Source organism: Pseudomonas sp. NFACC04-2, assembly GCF_900119265.1.
In the GTDB taxonomy this organism is placed as follows: domain Bacteria; phylum Pseudomonadota; class Gammaproteobacteria; order Pseudomonadales; family Pseudomonadaceae; genus Aquipseudomonas; species Aquipseudomonas fluorescens_AA.
In genome coordinates this window covers 336,528-353,761 of the sequence record NZ_FPJC01000004.1, presented here as the reverse complement: position 1 = coordinate 353,761, position 17,234 = coordinate 336,528, and the positions used below count along the sequence as shown (strand labels likewise).

Here is a 17,234-nt window from a genome sequence, read left to right as displayed (position 1 = left end):
GGGAGCAAGCTCCCTCGCCACAGAGATCTGTGTTGTAGCGGGGCTCAGTGAATGTTCAACACAATCCCAACCCGGGTCAGCCAGTCGGCTTCCTGGGCGAAGTCGGCCTGGGTCAGCTGGTTTTCTTCCAGCCATCCGTCGGGGAACATCACGTCCAGTTGATCGCCGTCGGCATGCAGGGCGACCTGGGGCATTTCCTGGGTGCCACGGATGTGATGGAACAGGATCGCAAAACGCAGCAGTACGCACAGGCGAATCAGCTTGATGCCGTCATCGCCGAACTCGGCAAATTTATCCTTGGGAATGTTGCGCCGATGGCCGCGTACCAATAACGCGAGCATCTGCTGGTCTTCCCGGGAGAAGCCCGCCAGGTCCGAGTGCTCGATCAGGTAGGCGCCATGCTTGTGGTAGTGATAGTGGGCGATGTCCAGGCCCACTTCATGGACCTTGGCGGCCCAGCCCAGCAATTCGCGCCAGACCCCGTCGTTTAAGTCCCAGTCATCGGCCACCTGGTCGAAGGCATGCAGTGCCTTGCGTTCGACCCGTGCGGCCTGCTCCAGATCGACGTGATAACGCTCCATGAGCGAGCCCAGGGTGCGTTCACGCACGTCTTCGTGATGATGACGCCCCAGCAGGTCGTAGAGCACGCCTTCGCGCAGAGCGCCCTCGCAGTGGTCCATGCGTTGCAGTTCGAGGGCGTCGAAAATCGCTTCGAGGATCGCCAGGCCCGCCGGGAAAATCGCCCGGCGATCAGGCTTGATGCCTTCGAAATCGATCTTGTCCGCTTCACCGAGCTTGAACACCCTGCGTTTGAGCCAGGCCAGGCCCTCGGCGTTGACCTCCCCGGTACCGTGGCCGCCAGCCTTGAGCGCCAGGCCGATGGCGCGAATGGTCCCGGAGGAGCCGATGGCTTCGTCCCAGGTCAGGCGGTGCAGGGCATGTTCGATGCTCATGATTTCCAGGCGCGCCGCCGTGTAGGCCTGGGCGTAGCGGGCCGGGGTGATCTTGCCGTCCCGGAAATAACGCTGGGTGTAGCTGACGCAGCCCATCTGCAGGCTTTCGCGCAGCAGCGGTTCGAAGCGCTGGCCGATGATGAATTCGGTACTGCCACCACCGATGTCCGCCACCAGGCGCTTGCCCGGAGTGTCGGCCAGGGTATGGGAGACGCCCAGGTAGATCAGACGGGCTTCTTCACGGCCGGAGATGACTTCCACCGGATGGCCGAGGATCTCTTCGGCGCGACGGATGAATTCGCCACGGTTGCGCGCCTCGCGCAGGGCGTTGGTGCCGACGATCCGCACCGCGCCCAGGGGCATACCGTTGATCAGTTGGGCAAACCGCTTGAGGCAATCGAGCCCGCGTTGGATGGATTCTTCGCTGAGCTTGCGCTCTTCGTCGATCCCGGCGGCCAATTGGACCTTTTCGCCGAGCCGCTCAAGAATGCGGATTTCCCCGTTCTGGGCCTTGGCGACGACCATGTGGAAGCTGTTGGAGCCCAGGTCGATGGCAGCGATCAGGGACAGATTCTTGGCTTGGGATTGCGGCATGGTCAAAAAGTCTCGGTCGATAACCTCGCCATCCTGCCACGATCGACCGCTTACGCCAACGCACCTGAACCAAACCCTTGAGCCAGAGCAGCTTGCAGGGTGTCCTTGTGGCGAGGGGATTTATCCCCTCGCCACAGAGTGTTCCTTGGCTGAGAAAATCAGGCCGGCTCGACGGTCCCGATGAAGTTCGCCAGCTCCGCAGTCTGCGGATCGGCGAACAGCACCTTGGGATCACCCACCTCATGCACCTTGCCCTGGTGCATGAACACCAGTTTGTCGCCCACTTCCCGGGCGAAACGCATTTCGTGGGTGACCATGATCAGGGTCATGCCCTCCTTGGCCAGTTGCCGCACCACGCTGAGCACTTCATTGACCAGTTCCGGGTCCAGGGCCGAGGTGATTTCGTCGCACAGCAGCACTTTCGGCGACATCGCCAGCGCGCGGGCAATCGCCACCCGTTGCTGCTGGCCGCCGGACAGCCGGTCGGGGAAGGCATCGAATTTCTCGCCAAGCCCGACCCGCTCCAGCATTTGCCGCGCCAGCACGGCCGCCTTGGCCTTGGGCACTTTTTGAACAACTTGCGGCGCGAGCATCACGTTCTCGCCTACCGTCAGATGCGGGAACAGGTTGAATTGCTGGAACACCATTCCGACTTTTTGCCGCAGGCTGCGCAGGTCGGCGCGGGCGGCATCAAGGTATTCGCCGTCGACTTCGATCACGCCGTCGTTGATCGACTCCAGGCCATTGAGGGTGCGCAGCAAGGTGGATTTGCCAGAGCCGCTGCGGCCGATGATCGCTACCACCTGGCCTTCCTCGACGGTCAGGTCGATGCCTTTGAGCACGTGATGATCGCCGTAGTATTTATGCAGGGCGGTAATTCTAAGCAGAGGCATGCAGTCTCCTTTCCAGGTAGCGCGCACTGAGGGACAAGGGGTAGCAGAGCAGGAAATAACCGAGGGCCACCAGGCCATAGACCATGAACGGCTCGAACGTGGCGTTGGCGAGCATGCCGCCGGTCTTGGTCAGTTCGGTAAAGCCAATGATCGAAGTCACGGCTGTGCCTTTGACCACCTGCACGGAAAAGCCCACGGTCGGCGCCACGGCGATGCGCAGGGCCTGGGGCAGGATCACGTAGCGCAACTGCTCCAGCGGGTTGAGGGCCAGGCTCGCCGAGGCTTCCCACTGGCCGTTGGAAATCGAGTCGACACAACCGCGCCAGATCTCCGCCAGGTAGGCACTGGTGAACAGCGTCAGGGCAATGGCTGCCGCCATCCACGGCGATATCTCCACCCCGGCCAGCGCCACGCCAAAGAACACCAGGAACAGTTGCATCAACAGCGGTGTGCCCTGGAACAACTCGATGTAGATGCGGGCGATGTTGCGGGGCAGGGCGTTTTTGGAGAGGCGCAGCACCATCACCAGCAAGCCGATCACACCGCCGCCGATAAACGCCACCAGCGACAGTGCCAGGGTCCATTGCAGGCCGGTGAGCAGGTTGCGCACCACGTCCCAGAAAGTGAAATCGCTCATTGGCCGCTCCTGGCAATGTAGCGGCGCCCCACCCAGTTCAGGAACTGGCGGATCAGCAGCGCCATGCACAAATAGATCAGCGTGGTCAGTGCGTAGGTTTCAAAGGCGCGGAAGTTGCGCGACTGGATGAAGTTGGCGGCGAAGCTCAACTCTTCGGTGGCGATCTGCGAACAGACCGCCGAGCCGAGCATCACGATGATGATCTGGCTGCTCAGGGCCGGCCAGACCTTGCCCAATGCCGGCAGCAGCACTACGTGGCGGAAGGCCTCGAAGCGGCTCATCGCCAGGGCCGCGGCCGCTTCCAATTGCCCCCGTGGGATGGCCTGGATACCGGCGCGGATGATTTCGGTGGAGTAGGCGCCGAGGTTGATCACCATCGCCAGCACCGCCGCCTGCCATTCGGAAATCTGCAGGCCCAGGGACGGCAAGCCGAAGAAGATGAAAAACAACTGCACCAGGAACGGTGTGTTGCGGATCAATTCCACGTAGACGCCGAAGATCGCCGCGAACGGGCGAATGTTCCACGCCCGCACCACGCCGCCGACGATGCCCAGGCCGACCCCGAGCAACGTGCCGATGGCCGTCAGTTCCAGGGTGAACAGCGCACCGCGCAGCAGCAACTCGGTGTTTTGCACCACCGGCAGAAAATCGAACTGATAAGCCATGCTCAGCCTCTCAAGCGACGGTCAGAGATCGGCCGGCAGCGGCTGCTTGAGCCAGGTCTGGGAATTCTTCTCCAGGCTGCCATCGGTCTTGGCGGTGGCCAGGATCTGGTTGACCTTGTTCAGCAGCGCCGGCTCGTTCTTGTTTACGCCCACGTACACCGGCGAGTCCTTGAGTTTCACCTTCAGCGCCGGAACACGCTTGGGGTTGCGTTCGCTGATGGCGACCATCACCACGTTGCCGCTGGCGATCAGGTCCACCTGGCCGGCCAGGTAGGCGGCGATGGTCGAGTTGTTGTCTTCGAAGCGTTTGATGGTGGTGCCTTCGGGGGCGACCTTGGTCAACTCGATGTCTTCGATGGCGCCACGGGTGACGCTGATGGTCTTGCCCTTGAGGTCGTCCAGGCCGTTGATCGCGGCGTCGGGTGGACCAAAGACGGCCAGGTAGAACGGCGCATAGGCACTGGAAAAGTCGATGACTTTTTCCCGTTCCGGGTTCTTGCCCAGGCTGGAAATAACCAAGTCGACCTTGCCAGTGGTCAGAAAGGGGATGCGGTTGGTGCTGTTGACCGGCGTCAGTTCAAGCTTGACCTTGAGCTGGTCCGCCAACAGTTTCGCGGTGTCGATGTCCAGGCCGCGGGGTTTCATGTCCGGGCCCACCGAACCGAACGGGGGGAAGTCCTGGGGTACGGCGACCTTGAGGGTGCCGCGCTTGACCACGTCTTCCAGGCCATCGGCGTGGGCGGGCAACTGACAAAGCATCAGGCTGGCAAACAGGGCTGTGAGCAGGACGCTGCAACGCTGAATCATGGCGAATCTCCGCAATCGGTGATGTGATTTCTGCGTTCGGACAGAGCACAGGCCATGCCAAGGCCACTTTTAATCGGCCAAAGCCTCGGTTTTGCTGGTGGGCAGCGGTCTTACTGGTCTGAACAGTTGCGTCGTGTTTCGCACCGTTATCGGGCGTCGGTATTTGTCACCGAACCCTGCTGGGGCACGACTTGCCGGGCGCGGCGAATAGCTTTACAACTAGCCGCTCACTGGCCCGGTTCGTCTGAAAAAAACATGAATTCTATCGCTCGTGCCGTTCCTGAAGTGGCCCTGCAAGCCATCCGCAAACTGATCGTCGATGAAGGCTTCGGCCCAGGCGATGCGTTGCCGTCGCAACGGGACCTGGCGCTGCAACTGGGCGTGAGCCGGGCGTCGTTGCGCGAAGCGCTGTCCTCCTTGAGTGCCTTGGGCATGATCAGCGTGCAGCCGGGCAAGGGGGTGTTCGTGCAGGCGCCGGTAGAGGCCCCGCGCACCGAGTCGGCGACGGGCTGGCCGTTCGCGGCCCAGGCATCGCCGGTGGACATCTTCCAGTTGCGCTACGCCCTGGAGGGCTTCGCGGCAGGGCTGGCGGCGGTGACGCTCAGCGCCGATGAACTCGACCGGTTGCAAGACAATGTCGAAGCCATGCGCCGGGAATTGAAAGTCGGGGATTTCGACGCCGCCGCGCGGCTGGATTTCGAATTCCACCGGCGAATCCTGCTGGCCAGCGGCAACCAGGCGATGCTGAGCATCCTTACCGCCAGCGCCGACATCTTCCTGGAAAGCCAGAAACTACCGTTCATCCGGGCGGAGCGGGCGATGGAAACCTGGCAAGAACACCGCAAGATCCTTCGCGCCCTGGCCCGTCGGGCTTCTGCCGCCGCGCAAAAAGCCATGCAGGAACATGTACGTAACGCTGCGCTGCGTACCGGGATTTCGTTCGTCGCCCCTACGGCTTCATGAGCCGGGCCATATTCAAATACATCTTGCGCCATAGCGAGACTCAATCAACTGCGGCTTCCTGAACCTGGGAAGGGCCGCTATGATGGGCCACGTTTTTTTGCTGATGACCCCGGAGATTTCCATGAGCAGCGATCTGATCAAACACGTTAGCGACGCTAGCTTCGAAGCTGACGTACTCAAGGCCGAAGGCGCGGTACTGGTCGACTATTGGGCTGAGTGGTGCGGTCCCTGCAAAATGATCGCCCCCGTCCTGGACGAGATTGCCGAGACCTACAAGGGCAAGCTGACCGTTGCCAAGCTGAACATCGACGAGAACCAGGAGACTCCGGCCAAGCACGGCGTGCGTGGTATCCCGACCCTGATGCTGTTCAAGAACGGCAACGTCGAAGCCACCAAGGTCGGTGCGTTGTCGAAGTCGCAACTGGCTGCTTTCCTCGACGCCAACATCTAAGCGCCGAATGCCACTGAAAAAGCCCCGCAAATCGCGGGGCTTTTTCGTTATCCGGGGCTAGACGCTTGCAAACCCAGGTGTTACATTCGGCCCCGCACTGGTTTCTCCATTGCCCCCTGCAAGCCGTCGCCGACGCTCTCCTTTCGAATAAGTACGCGATCCTGTCGCCTTCTCCGCGGCGCGGCCTCATTAAGCCAAAAGCTTAATTTCCCCCCTCCATAAATGATTACGTCATTCCTATATGAATCTGACTGAACTCAAGCAAAAGCCGATTACCGAACTGCTCGAATTGGCCGAACAGATGGGCATAGAAAATATGGCCCGTTCGCGCAAGCAGGACGTGATTTTCTCCCTGCTCAAGAAGCACGCGAAAAGCGGCGAGGAAATCTCTGGTGATGGCGTGCTGGAGATTCTCCAGGACGGCTTCGGCTTCCTTCGCTCCGCAGACGCTTCCTATCTCGCCGGTCCAGACGATATCTACGTCTCGCCGAGCCAGATCCGTCGCTTCAACTTGCGCACCGGTGACACCATCGTTGGCAAGATCCGCCCTCCGAAGGAAGGCGAACGTTATTTCGCCCTACTCAAGGTCGACACGATCAACTTCGACCGTCCGGAAAACGCGAAGAACAAGATTCTCTTCGAGAACCTGACCCCGCTGTTCCCGACCGTGCGCATGAAGATGGAAGCCGGCAACGGTTCCACCGAAGACCTCACCGGTCGTGTCATCGACCTGTGCGCACCCATCGGCAAGGGCCAGCGTGGCCTGATCGTGGCGCCGCCGAAAGCGGGCAAGACGATCATGCTGCAGAACATCGCGGCCAACATCGCCCGTAACAACCCTGAAGTTCACCTGATCGTGTTGCTGATCGACGAACGTCCGGAAGAAGTGACCGAGATGCAGCGCACCGTGCGCGGCGAAGTGGTCGCCTCGACGTTCGACGAGCCGCCAACCCGCCACGTGCAGGTTGCCGAAATGGTGATCGAGAAGGCCAAGCGCCTGGTTGAACACAAGAAAGACGTGGTGATCCTGCTGGACTCCATCACCCGTCTGGCCCGTGCCTACAACACCGTGATCCCGAGCTCCGGCAAGGTGCTGACCGGTGGTGTCGATGCCCATGCGCTGGAAAAACCGAAGCGTTTCTTCGGCGCCGCGCGGAACATCGAGGAAGGCGGTTCGCTGACCATCATCGCCACCGCACTGGTTGAAACCGGTTCGAAGATGGACGAAGTGATCTACGAGGAATTCAAGGGCACCGGCAACATGGAGCTGCCTCTGGATCGTCGTATCGCCGAGAAGCGTGTCTTCCCGGCCATCAACATCAACCGTTCCGGCACACGCCGCGAAGAGTTGCTGACCGCCGACGACGAGTTGCAGCGCATGTGGATCCTGCGCAAGCTGCTGCATCCGATGGATGAAGTCGCCGCCATCGAATTCCTGGTCGACAAGCTGAAGACGACCAAGACCAACGATGAGTTCTTCCTGTCGATGAAACGCAAGTAAATCGCCAAGACAGGCCAGCAAGAGCCGGGGAAACCCGGCTTTTTGCTATCTGTGCATTCACTATTCTGGACGGGCGGCGTTAAACTCGGGCCCCCGAACGCCACGGCCACCATGAGGCTTTTGCATGCAGTATCGCGACTTGCGCGACTTTATCAGCGGGCTGGAACAGCGCGGCGAACTCAAGCGCATCCAGGTACCGGTGTCTCCTGTCCTGGAAATGACCGAGGTCTGCGACCGCACCCTGCGCGCAAAAGGCCCGGCGCTGTTGTTCGAAAACCCGACGGGTTATGACATTCCGGTGCTGGGCAACCTGTTCGGCACGCCGGAGCGCGTGGCCTTGGGCATGGGGGCCGAAGCTGTCAGCGAACTGCGCGAAATCGGCAAGCTGCTGGCGTTCCTCAAGGAGCCCGAGCCGCCGAAAGGCCTGAAGGACGCTTGGTCCAAGCTGCCGATTTTCCGCAAGATCATTGCCATGGCGCCGAAAGTCGTCAAGGACGCGATCTGCCAGGAAGTGGTCATCGAGGGCGACGATGTCGACCTGGCCATGCTCCCGGTGCAGACCTGCTGGCCGGGCGACGTGGGGCCGCTGATCACCTGGGGCCTGACCGTCACCAAAGGCCCGAACAAGGACCGTCAGAACCTGGGTATCTACCGTCAGCAGGTGATTGGCCGCAACAAGGTCATCATGCGCTGGCTGAGTCATCGCGGCGGTGCATTGGACTACCGTGAGTGGTGTGAAAAACACCCCGGCCAGCCCTTCCCGGTGTCGGTGGCCCTGGGCGCGGACCCGGCGACCATCCTCGGCGCCGTCACGCCCGTGCCCGACAGCCTTTCCGAATACGCGTTCGCCGGCCTGTTGCGGGGCAACCGTACCGAGCTGGTGAAATGCCGTGGCAATGACCTGCAAGTGCCGGCCACCGCCGAGATCATTCTTGAAGGTGTGATCCATCCCGGCGAAATGGCCGATGAAGGTCCGTACGGCGACCACACCGGTTACTACAACGAAGTGGACAGCTTCCCCGTGTTCACCGTCGAGCGCATTACCCATCGGATCAAGCCGATCTACCACAGCACCTACACCGGCCGTCCACCCGATGAGCCGGCCATTCTCGGCGTGGCGCTGAACGAAGTGTTCGTGCCGATCCTGCAGAAGCAGTTTCCGGAAATCACTGACTTCTATTTGCCACCGGAAGGTTGTTCGTATCGCATGGCCGTGGTGACCATGAAGAAGTCGTATCCGGGGCATGCCAAGCGGGTGATGCTCGGGGTCTGGTCGTTTTTGCGACAGTTCATGTACACCAAGTTCGTTATCGTCACTGACGACGATATCAACGCACGAGACTGGAACGACGTGATCTGGGCCATCACCACGCGCATGGACCCCAAGCGCGACACGGTGATGATCGAGAATACGCCGATCGACTACCTCGACTTCGCCTCGCCGGTGTCTGGCCTGGGGTCGAAGATGGGACTCGATGCCACGCATAAATGGCCCGGTGAAACCACTCGCGAGTGGGGCCGGGTTATCGTCAAGGATGAAGCCGTTACCCAACGGATCGATGCCATCTGGAATCAGTTAGGAATAGATTGATGCGTGTAACCTTGCAGCCTTCCGGGGCGGTGCTGGAGATACGGCCCGCCGAGCGGATTCTCGATGGCGCGCGGCGCCTGGGCTATGAATGCCCGCAAAGCTGCCGCAACGGCAACTGCCACGTTTGTGGTGCGTTGTTGGTGGAAGGCCGTGTGGAACAGGCGGGCGAGGTGCGCGACCACGGTGAGATCTTCACGTGCATCGCCGAGCCGTTGGAGGACTGCGTGGTGTTGTGGGATGGCGTGCTGTCGCCGGGTGAGCTACCGGTACGCAACCTGGCGTGCCAAGTGATCGAGTGCGCCGAGGTAGGCGGCGATGTCTGGCGAGTGCGCCTGCGGGCGCCAGCGGGCAAGCCACCGCGCTATCACGCCGGGCAATACTTGATGATCGAACGGGAAAACGGCGAAAAGTCGGCGTTCTCCCTGGCCTCGGCGCCGCATTCCGGGCGCGAGCTGGAGTTGCATGTGTTGGTGCGCGAAAATAGTGCGCAGGCGCTGCTGGAACAACTGCAACGCAACCCCAGCGTGCGCGTCGAAATGCCTTTTGGCGACACGCATTTGTCCGAGCTGCCGGACGGGCCATTGGTGCTGATCGCCGCCGGAACCGGCATGGCGCAGATGCACAGCCTGATCGAGCATTGCCGTGCCGCGGGCTTCAAGCACCCGGTGCATCTGTATTGGGGCGTGCGGCGGCCGGACGATTTCTATGAAATCGAGCATTGGGACGAATGGAAAAAACTGCCGAACCTGTTCCTGCACAAAGTCGTCAGCGACTTGTGCGGTTGGGAAGGGCGCTGCGGGATGCTCCATGAAGCCGTATGCGAGGACCTCAGCGATCTATCCGGCGTGCACGTCTACGCCAGCGGCTCGCCGGCCATGATCTATGCCACGCTCGATGCGCTGGTGGAAGCCGGCATGGATGCCCATCAAATGCGCGCCGATGTGTTTGCCTATGCGCCGCGGGCTTAGCGGCTGACCTGAAATCTGGATTCATGCGCTTTTGTGATCTGGAGCGTGCGCTGTTGTGGCGAGGGAGCTTGCCCCCGCCCGGTTACGCAGCAACCGCCTCTTTTGGGACTGCTATGCAGCCCAGCGGGAGCAAGCTCCCTTTGCCACACAACAGCCCATGTCCACCTATCGATATAACTGCATATATTTCGTTTCGATATTTAGTCTCAAGGCTAGATACCGATAACGTATATAGCGAGTGGATGGCATTTAACTTGCCTTGATCCCCGTGAACGTCAACCCCATGACGAGCCCCCATTCATTTTTCCGACCCGCGAGGAGCCAACCGCTACCGGCCATGACCGCTATCGAATCCGCCATTACCTGTGCCTTGTATCCGCCACGACTTGAGCTGGGGCCACAGCTGACCCGTGAGCAATTGCTCGCCTCGATGCAATCGACGATGAGTCTTCACCAGGGTGGTCCGGTCTGGCTGTTCGCGTACGGTTCATTGATCTGGCGACCGGAATGCACGGCGGTGGAGCGCATGCGCGGCCGGGTCCATGGTTATCATCGCGGGTTGTACCTGTGGTCCCATGAGCACCGCGGCACCCCGGAGTTGCCTGGGCTGGTGTTCGGGCTGGATCGCGGCGGTTCGTGCAGCGGGTTCGCCTACCGATTGCCGGAGGAGAATCTCGAGGATTCGCTGTTTGCCCTGTGGCAGCGCGAGATGCCGGTCCCGTCCTATCGTCCGCACTGGCTCAGTTGCCGTCTCGAGGATGGCAGCCGGGTGCAAGCCTTGGGTTTTGTGCTGGAGCGGCACCTGCCCAGCTATGCCGGCAACGTACCGGATCATGTGCTGAGCCAGGTGTTCGAAAGCGCCTGTGGGCGTTACGGCACCACTCGCGATTACGTCGAGCAGACCGTTCACGCCCTGCGCAGCCACGCCATGCCAGACCGGAATCTGGAGGCGCGGCTCAAGCGCTGCAAATCAGCGCTGGATCAGGCGACCGCTTCGCGGCTCTGACTGGCTATTTGCTTGTGCCACAGCGTGGGCGCGAGGAACGCCATTGCCAGCAGGCAGGCGCCGATGAGCAGCACAAAGCCACCGTCCCAGCCGAAATGGTCCACGGTGTAGCCCATGGCGGCGCTGGCCGCGACCGAGCCACCCAGGTAACCAAACAGACCGGTGAAGCCGGCAGCTGTACCGGCGGCTTTCTTCGGTGCCAGTTCCAATGCTTGCAAACCGATCAACATCACCGGGCCGTAGATCAGGAAGCCGATGGAAACCAGGGCGATCATGTCGACGGTCGGGTTGCCGGCCGGGTTCAGCCAATACACCAGCGTGGCCACGGTCACCAGGGCCATGAACACCATGCCGGTCAGGCCACGGTTGCCACGGAAGATCTTGTCCGACATCCAGCCACACAGCAGCGTGCCGGGAATGCCCGCCCACTCGTAGAAGAAATAGGCCCAGGAACTCTTGTCCACCGTGAAGCCCTTGGCTTCCTTGAGGTAGGTCGGCGCCCAGTCCAGCACGCCGTAGCGCAGCAGGTAGACGAAGACGTTGGCCATGGCGATGTACCAGAGCATTTTGTTGCGCAGCACGTATTTGACGAAGATTTCCTTGGCGCTGAATTCGTTCTCGTGGCTCGCGTCGTAGCCTTCGGGGTAGTCGTTCTTGTATTTCTCGATGGGCGGCAGGCCCACGGATTGCGGCGTGTCACGCATGGTCACGAAGGCAAACACCGCAACGGCGAGCGCTACGGCTGCGGGCACATAGAATGCCGCGTGCCAGTCGTTGAACCAGCCCATACCCAGCAGGAACAGTGGGCCGATCAGGCCGCCGCCGACGTTGTGCGCCACGTTCCACACCGACACCACGCCGCCACGCTCCTTCTGCGACCACCAGTGCACCATGGTCCGTCCGCTTGGCGGCCAACCCATGCCTTGGGCCCAGCCGTTGATGAACAGCAGGATGAACATCATGGTCACGCTGGAGGTTGCCCAGGGCGCGAAACCGAATACGAACATCACCCCCGCCGATACCAACAAGCCGAAGGGCAGGAAGTAGCGCGGGTTGGAACGGTCGGACACCAGGCCCATCAGGAACTTCGACAGCCCGTAGGCGATGGCGATGGCCGACATGGCCAGGCCCAACTGGCCACGGGTATAGCCCTCGTCGATCAGGTACGGCATGGCCAGGGAGAAGTTCTTGCGCAGCAGGTAATACCCGGCGTAGCCAATGAATATCCCGGCGAAGATCTGCCAGCGAAGGCGTCGATAGGTGCTGTCTATTTTTTCTTCAGGCAATGGAGCCTGATGAGCGGCGGGGCGAAAGAAAGCAAACATTCAAGAGCTCCAGATTTCTTGTTTTGACTGCGGATGCGAATGTTACAGTTTCGTTACCGAAAATAGCATCGGTTCGCATCAACAAAAAAGCCGGAATGTTGGCGATATCGTGTTCTTTTATGAACATGTCGCTCAGGTATAAATGAAGGGCGGTATGGGAATGGCGAAACCGGGTCGCAGCGTGACGACCCAGTATAAACAGTTTGGGTAAGCAATCAGCGAACCTGAACCACCACTTTCCCGACCGCCTTGCGTTGGCCAAGATCATTGATGGCTTGTGCCGCGTTGCTCAGCGGGTACACCTGCGACACCAGCGGCTTGAGCTTGCCCTCGGCGAACCAGCCGAACAATTGCTGGAAGTTGGCGGCGTTGTCCTGGGGTTGGCGTTGGGCGAAGGAGCCCCAGAATACGCCCACCACGGCGGCGCCCTTGAGCAGCGCCAGGTTCACCGGCAGTTCGGGAATGCGTCCGCTGGCGAAGCCCACCACCAGCAGCCGGCCGTTCCAGGCGATGGCGCGGATGGCCTGGTCGAACAGGTCGCCACCCACCGGGTCGTAGATCACATCGGCGCCCTGGCCGTCGGTGAGGCGCTTGATTTCATCCTTCAGGCTGGTTTCGCTGTAGTTGATCAGTTCGTCGGCGCCGGCTGCCTTGGCCACGGCAAGTTTTTCCGAGCTGCTGGCGGCGGCGATGACCCGGGCGCCCATGGCCTTGCCGATTTCCACGGCCGCCAGGCCCACTCCACCGGAGGCACCGAGCACCAGCAAGGTTTCTCCGGGTTGGAGGTTGGCCCGTTGCTTGAGGGCGTGCATCGAGGTGCCATACGTCATGCTGAAAGCGGCGGCGGTGTTGAAGTCCATGGACGCGGGAATCGGCAACACGTTGTAGCCCGGCACCGCCACTTGTTCGGCAAAGCTGCCCCAACCGGTCAGCGCCATCACCCGGTCGCCGACCTTCAAGTGGCTGACTTTCTCACCCACCTCACTGACCACGCCCGCCGCTTCGCCACCGGGGGAAAACGGAAAGGGGGGCTTGAATTGATATTTGCCCTCGATGATCAGTGTGTCAGGGAAATTCACCCCGGCGGCGTGCACGTCCAGCAGCACCTCGTTCTTCTTGGCGACGGGGCTGGCGACGTCTTCCAGCACCAGCGATTCGGCGGGGCCGAATTCTTTGCACAGCACGGCTTTCATCAGGGCTATTCCTTTGGGAGTGATGGCCGATAAGTGTAGGTGTGAGAGACAACGGGTCAACGAGCATGCCCCGCCCTGATAGCCGGCCATAAGCTTGTGCTTGAACGGCGGGTCGGTATGCTGGGCCGCAAACCGGATGAGGAGTCAATTGTGAAAGCGTGGATCATGTTGATGCTGGCCCTGTCGTTGCCTGTGGCGGCGATGGCCGAAGAGGCCAAGGAAGCGAAAGAGGGCGAGGCACCGAAAGTCAGTTACATCACCCTCAGCCCGCCATTCGTGGGCAACTATGGCCTGGACGGTACGGCGAAGCTGAAGGTCTACAAGGCCGATGTGGCCCTGCGCGTGACCGGTGATGCCGCCGCTGCGGCGGTCAAGGCCAACGAGCCATTGATCCGCAACCAACTGGTGGCGTTGTTCGCCCAACAGACCACCGAGGCGATGAACAACCTCGAAGCCAAGGAAAAACTGCGTCAGGAAGCCTTGAAGCAGACCCAGCAGGTCATGAACGACGAGACCGGCAAGCCGATGGTGGATGATCTGTTGTTCAACAACCTGATCGTTCAATAAGTTCGGCGTTGTTGGGGCGACCCTATCGCGAGCAAGCTCGCTCCCACAGGAGTTTTGAGATCGGCGCGAATCCCTGTGGGAGCGAGCTTGCTCGCGATAGCGGCCTATCGGGCAGCGAATCGCTCAAGGTTTCAGCGCAACCACTGCCGCCCACTGCTCAGCCGTCACCGGCATCACCGAAAGCCGCGAGCCTTTCTGCACCAGCGGCATTTGCGCCAGGGCGGTCTGTTGCTTGAGGTAGTCGAGTTTCAGCACGTGGCGGAACGTCTCGACGTGGGCCACGTCGATCGCGGTCCAGGGGTTTTTGTCCGGGCTGGCCTTGGGGTCGAAATAATGGCTGTCCGGGTCCAGGGCCGTAGGGTCGGGATAGGCCGCCTGGATGATTCTGCCAATCCCGGCGATGCCTGGCTCGGGGCAGCTGGAGTGGTAGAAAAAGAACGTGTCACCCACCGCCATGGCTCGCAGGAAATTGCGCGCCTGGTAGTTGCGAACGCCGTCCCAGCGGGCCTGGCCGAGTTTTTCCAGACCCTGGATGGACAATTCGTCGGGCTCGGACTTCATCAGCCAATAGGCCATGATTTTTTCTCCTGGGCGGTGGGTATCAAAATAGTTCGGCGATTTTATGACAAACCGACAGTCGGTTGACGCCAGCATTTGCGTGTCGGGGCCGGTTGCCGCAAAATGCCGGCCTTCCAAGCTTGACGCTGCTGCACGGCCAATAAGAAAACCGCTGCTGTCATCGTGTGTGATATGCCTTGAGGGGGGCAATCGATGAAACGCAAACCGGATTTGTTGTGGATCTTGGTCATTCTGTTCGGTCTGGGTGTCGTGACCACGGGTTACGCCCAAAGTCTGTGGACCAACAAGACCGAGACGCCGATGGACATCACCCAACCCGCGCCATCGCTCAAACGCTGAACCTGCTTTCCAGGCGCCGCTGATTACCGCGGCGTCGACCCCGCGATATACCATTGCCTGTCGCTGACCGTTCCCTGCAACGGCACGTCCCAGCTTGCCTGCGCCAATCGTTCCACCTTCTGGCATTCATGGGCCAGCCCCAACAGCGTTGGCTTGCGCCACTGCTTGCGTCGCGCCAGGTACGCCAGGCTGCGGTCGTAAAAGCCGCCGCCCATGCCCAGCCGACCTCCCGCATCGTCAAACCCTACCAATGGCAACAACACCAGGTCCAACGTCCAGACCTTGCGTTGTCGGGCGATGTTCTTGCGTGGCTCGGGGATGCGAAACCGGTTGGGTTGCATTTTTTCGCCGGGGTGGATGCGTTGGAACACCATCTTGGTCTGCGGCCACGGGCTGAGCACCGGCAGGTAAGTGGCCTTGCCCCGGCGCTGGGCCGCGCGCAGCAGCAGGCGCGGGTCGATCTCGCCATCGTTGGGCAGGTACAGGGCGATGTGCTTCGCACGGCGGAACAACGGATGCTGGGCCAGTTGTTTGTATAGCCCGCGGGCGGCTTGCCGTTGCTGGGCGGGCGTCAGGGCGCGTCGGGCCTGACGTAGCAGGCGGCGAAGTTGTGGGCGGGGCAGCAGCGCGGGTTCAGTCATGACGAGGTTTCACGCAGTGGCGATGGCGCACAGCGTAACCGCAAAACAGGACGCTCAGAAATGCCTGCGCCCGGAAACGACAATGCCAGTCCACATGGACTGGCATTGTCTGGAGTCAGGCTCCCCGGATGAACCGCTGTCGGCTTAGCCCTTGAACCCGAAAGTTCAAGGTGGAAGTTGCAGGGGGCGTTAAGGCTTTCCGTCAAGCGGACATGCACACCGGCCCCAACGTGCAACCCCCGTGGTTGTGCGTATCGGCTCAGGGACATCACCAACTGGCAAGCACCCCAGGGAGTGAGGCGAGTATACCCCAGGCAGCCTCGCGAATCAGCCCTTGCTGACGTCTGGATCGGTGGCGAGCACCAGATCCACCCGATCGAGCAGGTCGCGTACCTGCTCACGGGTCGAGCCACTGACCTGTATGTCCGGCGTATCCTGGCGATGCAGCAGGTCGTGGGTGATGTTCAAGGCGGCCATCACGGCGATGCGGTCGGCGCCGATGACTTTGCCGCTGCTGCGGATCTCGCGCATCTTGCCGTCCAGGTAACGGGCGGCGCTCACCAGGTTGCTGCGCTCTTCCTGGGGGCAGATGATCGAATATTCTTTGTCGAGGATCTGCACGGTAACGCTATTGCTTGAACTCATGAGTCTTGCTCCAGGGCCTTGAGGCGCGAAATCATCGATTCGACCTTACGCCGGGCGATTTCGTTTTTTTCAATGAGGTGCGCGCGTTCCTCGCGCCAGGTCTTTTCCTGAGCTAATAGGAGTCCGTTTTGGCTCTTAAGTTGCTCGACCCGGTCAATTAGCAGTTCGAGTCTGGCCATCAGCGCTTGCAGGTCGGTGTCTTCCATTGTGTCCACTGAAGAATGTGTCTGATGGAGGGATGTGTGTCGCACAGCCTCTGATAGTCTTGGCGAGTCTGTCGATGTAGGATACAAGGCCTCCATTCTAGACATAGCGCCGTCTGGCGCCTAGCTGCCCATGCCCATTCAGAATTCCCCGTATCAAGCATTCGCCACCCTGCTGAGCACCAGCGGTCATCCTGTCTCGCCTGCCGAACTGCATGGCCTGTTGCTCGGCCGCAGTTGCGCCGGCGCCGGTTTCGATGCCGACGGCTGGTTGGCCGACGCCGCCGAACTACTGGAAGGCGAGCCGGCGGACAACGTCCGTAACGCGCTGATCGGCCTGCAGGAAATGGTCAAGGGCGAGTTGACCAGCGATGACATGACCGTCGTACTGCTGCTGCCTACTGACGACGCCCCCTTGGCTGAACGCGCCGCGGCGCTGGGCCAGTGGTGTCAAGGCTTCCTCGCCGGCTTCGGCCTGACCCGCCGCGAATATGCGCTGAGCGAAGAGGCCAAGGAAGTGTTGCAGGACTTGGCCGCGATCTCCCAGGTCCAGGATGCCCTGGAAGAGTCCGACGACGGCGAAAGCGACTACATGGAAGTGATGGAGTACCTGCGGGTCGCACCATTGCTGCTGTTCACCGAGACCAAGAAAACCGATGCAGCGGCCCCCAAGCCGTCCTTGCATTAAATTTCAGAGGGAACCCCGTCTGCCC

The 17,234-nt window shown here is 61.0% G+C and carries 20 protein-coding genes and 1 other RNA gene; 9 read left to right on the top strand and 12 right to left on the bottom strand.

The window, feature by feature from the left end; all coding sequences use genetic code 11:
• Nucleotides 1-44: 44 nt before the first annotated feature.
• The 5 genes from ppx to BT125_RS08180 form a co-directional block, all read right to left on the bottom strand.
• Nucleotides 45-1,547, bottom strand: a complete 1,503-nt coding sequence (ppx, locus tag BT125_RS08200) for an exopolyphosphatase (RefSeq protein ID WP_072405984.1) — start codon at nucleotides 1,545-1,547, stop codon at nucleotides 45-47.
• A gap of 158 nt (nucleotides 1,548-1,705) precedes the next feature.
• Complete coding sequence (locus BT125_RS08195; protein WP_072405983.1) at nucleotides 1,706-2,440, bottom strand: amino acid ABC transporter ATP-binding protein; 735 nt, start codon at nucleotides 2,438-2,440, stop codon at nucleotides 1,706-1,708.
• On the bottom strand, nucleotides 2,427-3,077 hold the full coding sequence (locus tag BT125_RS08190; RefSeq protein WP_072405982.1) for an amino acid ABC transporter permease: 651 nt from the start codon (nucleotides 3,075-3,077) through the stop codon (nucleotides 2,427-2,429). The genes BT125_RS08195 and BT125_RS08190 overlap by 14 nt, the downstream gene beginning before the upstream one ends.
• Entirely contained in the window at nucleotides 3,074-3,742 is a 669-nt protein-coding gene (locus BT125_RS08185; RefSeq protein WP_072405981.1) for an amino acid ABC transporter permease, read from the bottom strand. Before BT125_RS08185 ends, BT125_RS08190 begins: the two co-directional genes overlap by 4 nt.
• A 21-nt stretch (nucleotides 3,743-3,763) precedes the next feature.
• Complete coding sequence (locus BT125_RS08180; RefSeq protein WP_072405980.1) at nucleotides 3,764-4,549, bottom strand: transporter substrate-binding domain-containing protein; 786 nt, start codon at nucleotides 4,547-4,549, stop codon at nucleotides 3,764-3,766.
• Nucleotides 4,550-4,804: 255 nt separating this feature from the next.
• Here BT125_RS08180 and BT125_RS08175 point away from each other — a divergent pair, with 255 nt between their 5' ends.
• The 6 genes from BT125_RS08175 (at nucleotide 4,805) to BT125_RS08150 (ending at nucleotide 11,029) form a co-directional block, all read left to right on the top strand.
• Entirely contained in the window at nucleotides 4,805-5,512 is a 708-nt protein-coding gene (locus tag BT125_RS08175) for a FadR/GntR family transcriptional regulator (RefSeq protein WP_072405979.1), read from the top strand.
• Between the two features lie 121 nt (nucleotides 5,513-5,633).
• A complete protein-coding gene (gene trxA / locus BT125_RS08170; RefSeq protein WP_003206727.1) occupies nucleotides 5,634-5,963 on the top strand; it encodes a thioredoxin TrxA in 330 nt (109 codons plus the stop codon).
• A 241-nt stretch (nucleotides 5,964-6,204) separates the two neighbouring features.
• Nucleotides 6,205-7,464, top strand: coding sequence for a transcription termination factor Rho (gene rho, locus BT125_RS08165; RefSeq protein WP_003206716.1), 1,260 nt, complete (start codon nucleotides 6,205-6,207; stop codon nucleotides 7,462-7,464).
• Between the two features lie 124 nt (nucleotides 7,465-7,588).
• Nucleotides 7,589-9,055 carry a 4-hydroxy-3-polyprenylbenzoate decarboxylase gene (ubiD, locus tag BT125_RS08160; protein WP_014340789.1) on the top strand — a complete coding sequence of 489 codons (1,467 nt, stop codon included), beginning with the start codon at nucleotides 7,589-7,591 and terminating at the stop codon, nucleotides 9,053-9,055.
• Nucleotides 9,055-10,023, top strand: coding sequence for a CDP-6-deoxy-delta-3,4-glucoseen reductase (locus tag BT125_RS08155; RefSeq protein ID WP_072405978.1), 969 nt, complete (start codon nucleotides 9,055-9,057; stop codon nucleotides 10,021-10,023). The genes ubiD and BT125_RS08155 overlap by 1 nt, the downstream gene beginning before the upstream one ends.
• A 337-nt stretch (nucleotides 10,024-10,360) precedes the next feature.
• A complete protein-coding gene (locus tag BT125_RS08150) occupies nucleotides 10,361-11,029 on the top strand; it encodes a gamma-glutamylcyclotransferase (protein ID WP_072405977.1) in 669 nt (222 codons plus the stop codon).
• Here BT125_RS08150 and glpT read toward each other — a convergent pair.
• Together glpT and BT125_RS08140 are read right to left on the bottom strand one after the other, a co-directional pair.
• On the bottom strand, nucleotides 11,005-12,354 hold the full coding sequence (gene glpT / locus BT125_RS08145; protein ID WP_060740127.1) for a glycerol-3-phosphate transporter: 1,350 nt from the start codon (nucleotides 12,352-12,354) through the stop codon (nucleotides 11,005-11,007). The genes BT125_RS08150 and glpT overlap by 25 nt on opposite strands.
• A 215-nt stretch (nucleotides 12,355-12,569) precedes the next feature.
• Nucleotides 12,570-13,547, bottom strand: coding sequence for an NADPH:quinone oxidoreductase family protein (locus tag BT125_RS08140; RefSeq protein ID WP_072405976.1), 978 nt, complete (start codon nucleotides 13,545-13,547; stop codon nucleotides 12,570-12,572).
• A 150-nt stretch (nucleotides 13,548-13,697) separates the two neighbouring features.
• On the opposite strand from BT125_RS08140, the gene BT125_RS08135 reads away from it, so the two are divergent.
• Nucleotides 13,698-14,114 carry a flagellar basal body-associated protein FliL gene (locus tag BT125_RS08135; protein ID WP_072406116.1) on the top strand — a complete coding sequence of 139 codons (417 nt, stop codon included), beginning with the start codon at nucleotides 13,698-13,700 and terminating at the stop codon, nucleotides 14,112-14,114.
• Between the two features lie 123 nt (nucleotides 14,115-14,237).
• On the opposite strand, the gene BT125_RS08130 is transcribed toward BT125_RS08135, so the two are convergent.
• On the bottom strand, nucleotides 14,238-14,690 hold the full coding sequence (locus BT125_RS08130; RefSeq protein WP_072405975.1) for an EVE domain-containing protein: 453 nt from the start codon (nucleotides 14,688-14,690) through the stop codon (nucleotides 14,238-14,240).
• Between the two features lie 195 nt (nucleotides 14,691-14,885).
• Here BT125_RS08130 and BT125_RS29425 point away from each other — a divergent pair, with 195 nt between their 5' ends.
• Complete coding sequence (locus BT125_RS29425) at nucleotides 14,886-15,032, top strand: hypothetical protein (protein WP_170866812.1); 147 nt, start codon at nucleotides 14,886-14,888, stop codon at nucleotides 15,030-15,032.
• Between the two features lie 23 nt (nucleotides 15,033-15,055).
• Here the strand turns inward: BT125_RS29425 and BT125_RS08125 are convergent, their stop codons facing one another.
• The 4 genes from BT125_RS08125 to BT125_RS08110 form a co-directional block, all read right to left on the bottom strand.
• A complete protein-coding gene (locus tag BT125_RS08125) occupies nucleotides 15,056-15,673 on the bottom strand; it encodes a 5-formyltetrahydrofolate cyclo-ligase (RefSeq protein ID WP_072405974.1) in 618 nt (205 codons plus the stop codon).
• Between the two features lie 117 nt (nucleotides 15,674-15,790).
• Nucleotides 15,791-15,970, bottom strand: a non-coding RNA gene (gene ssrS / locus BT125_RS08120) — 6S RNA.
• 30 nt (nucleotides 15,971-16,000) lie between these two features.
• Nucleotides 16,001-16,318, bottom strand: coding sequence for a cell division protein ZapA (locus BT125_RS08115; protein ID WP_072405973.1), 318 nt, complete (start codon nucleotides 16,316-16,318; stop codon nucleotides 16,001-16,003).
• The gene (locus BT125_RS08110) at nucleotides 16,315-16,524 is read right to left on the bottom strand and encodes a TIGR02449 family protein (protein WP_003177365.1); all 210 of its coding nucleotides are present in this window, start codon (nucleotides 16,522-16,524) and stop codon (nucleotides 16,315-16,317) included. The genes BT125_RS08115 and BT125_RS08110 overlap by 4 nt, the downstream gene beginning before the upstream one ends.
• 130 nt (nucleotides 16,525-16,654) lie before the next feature.
• On the opposite strand from BT125_RS08110, the gene BT125_RS08105 reads away from it, so the two are divergent.
• Nucleotides 16,655-17,209: a YecA/YgfB family protein gene (locus BT125_RS08105; RefSeq protein ID WP_060740134.1), complete on the top strand. Its 555-nt coding sequence runs from the start codon at nucleotides 16,655-16,657 to the stop codon at nucleotides 17,207-17,209.
• Nucleotides 17,210-17,234: the final 25 nt, after the last annotated feature.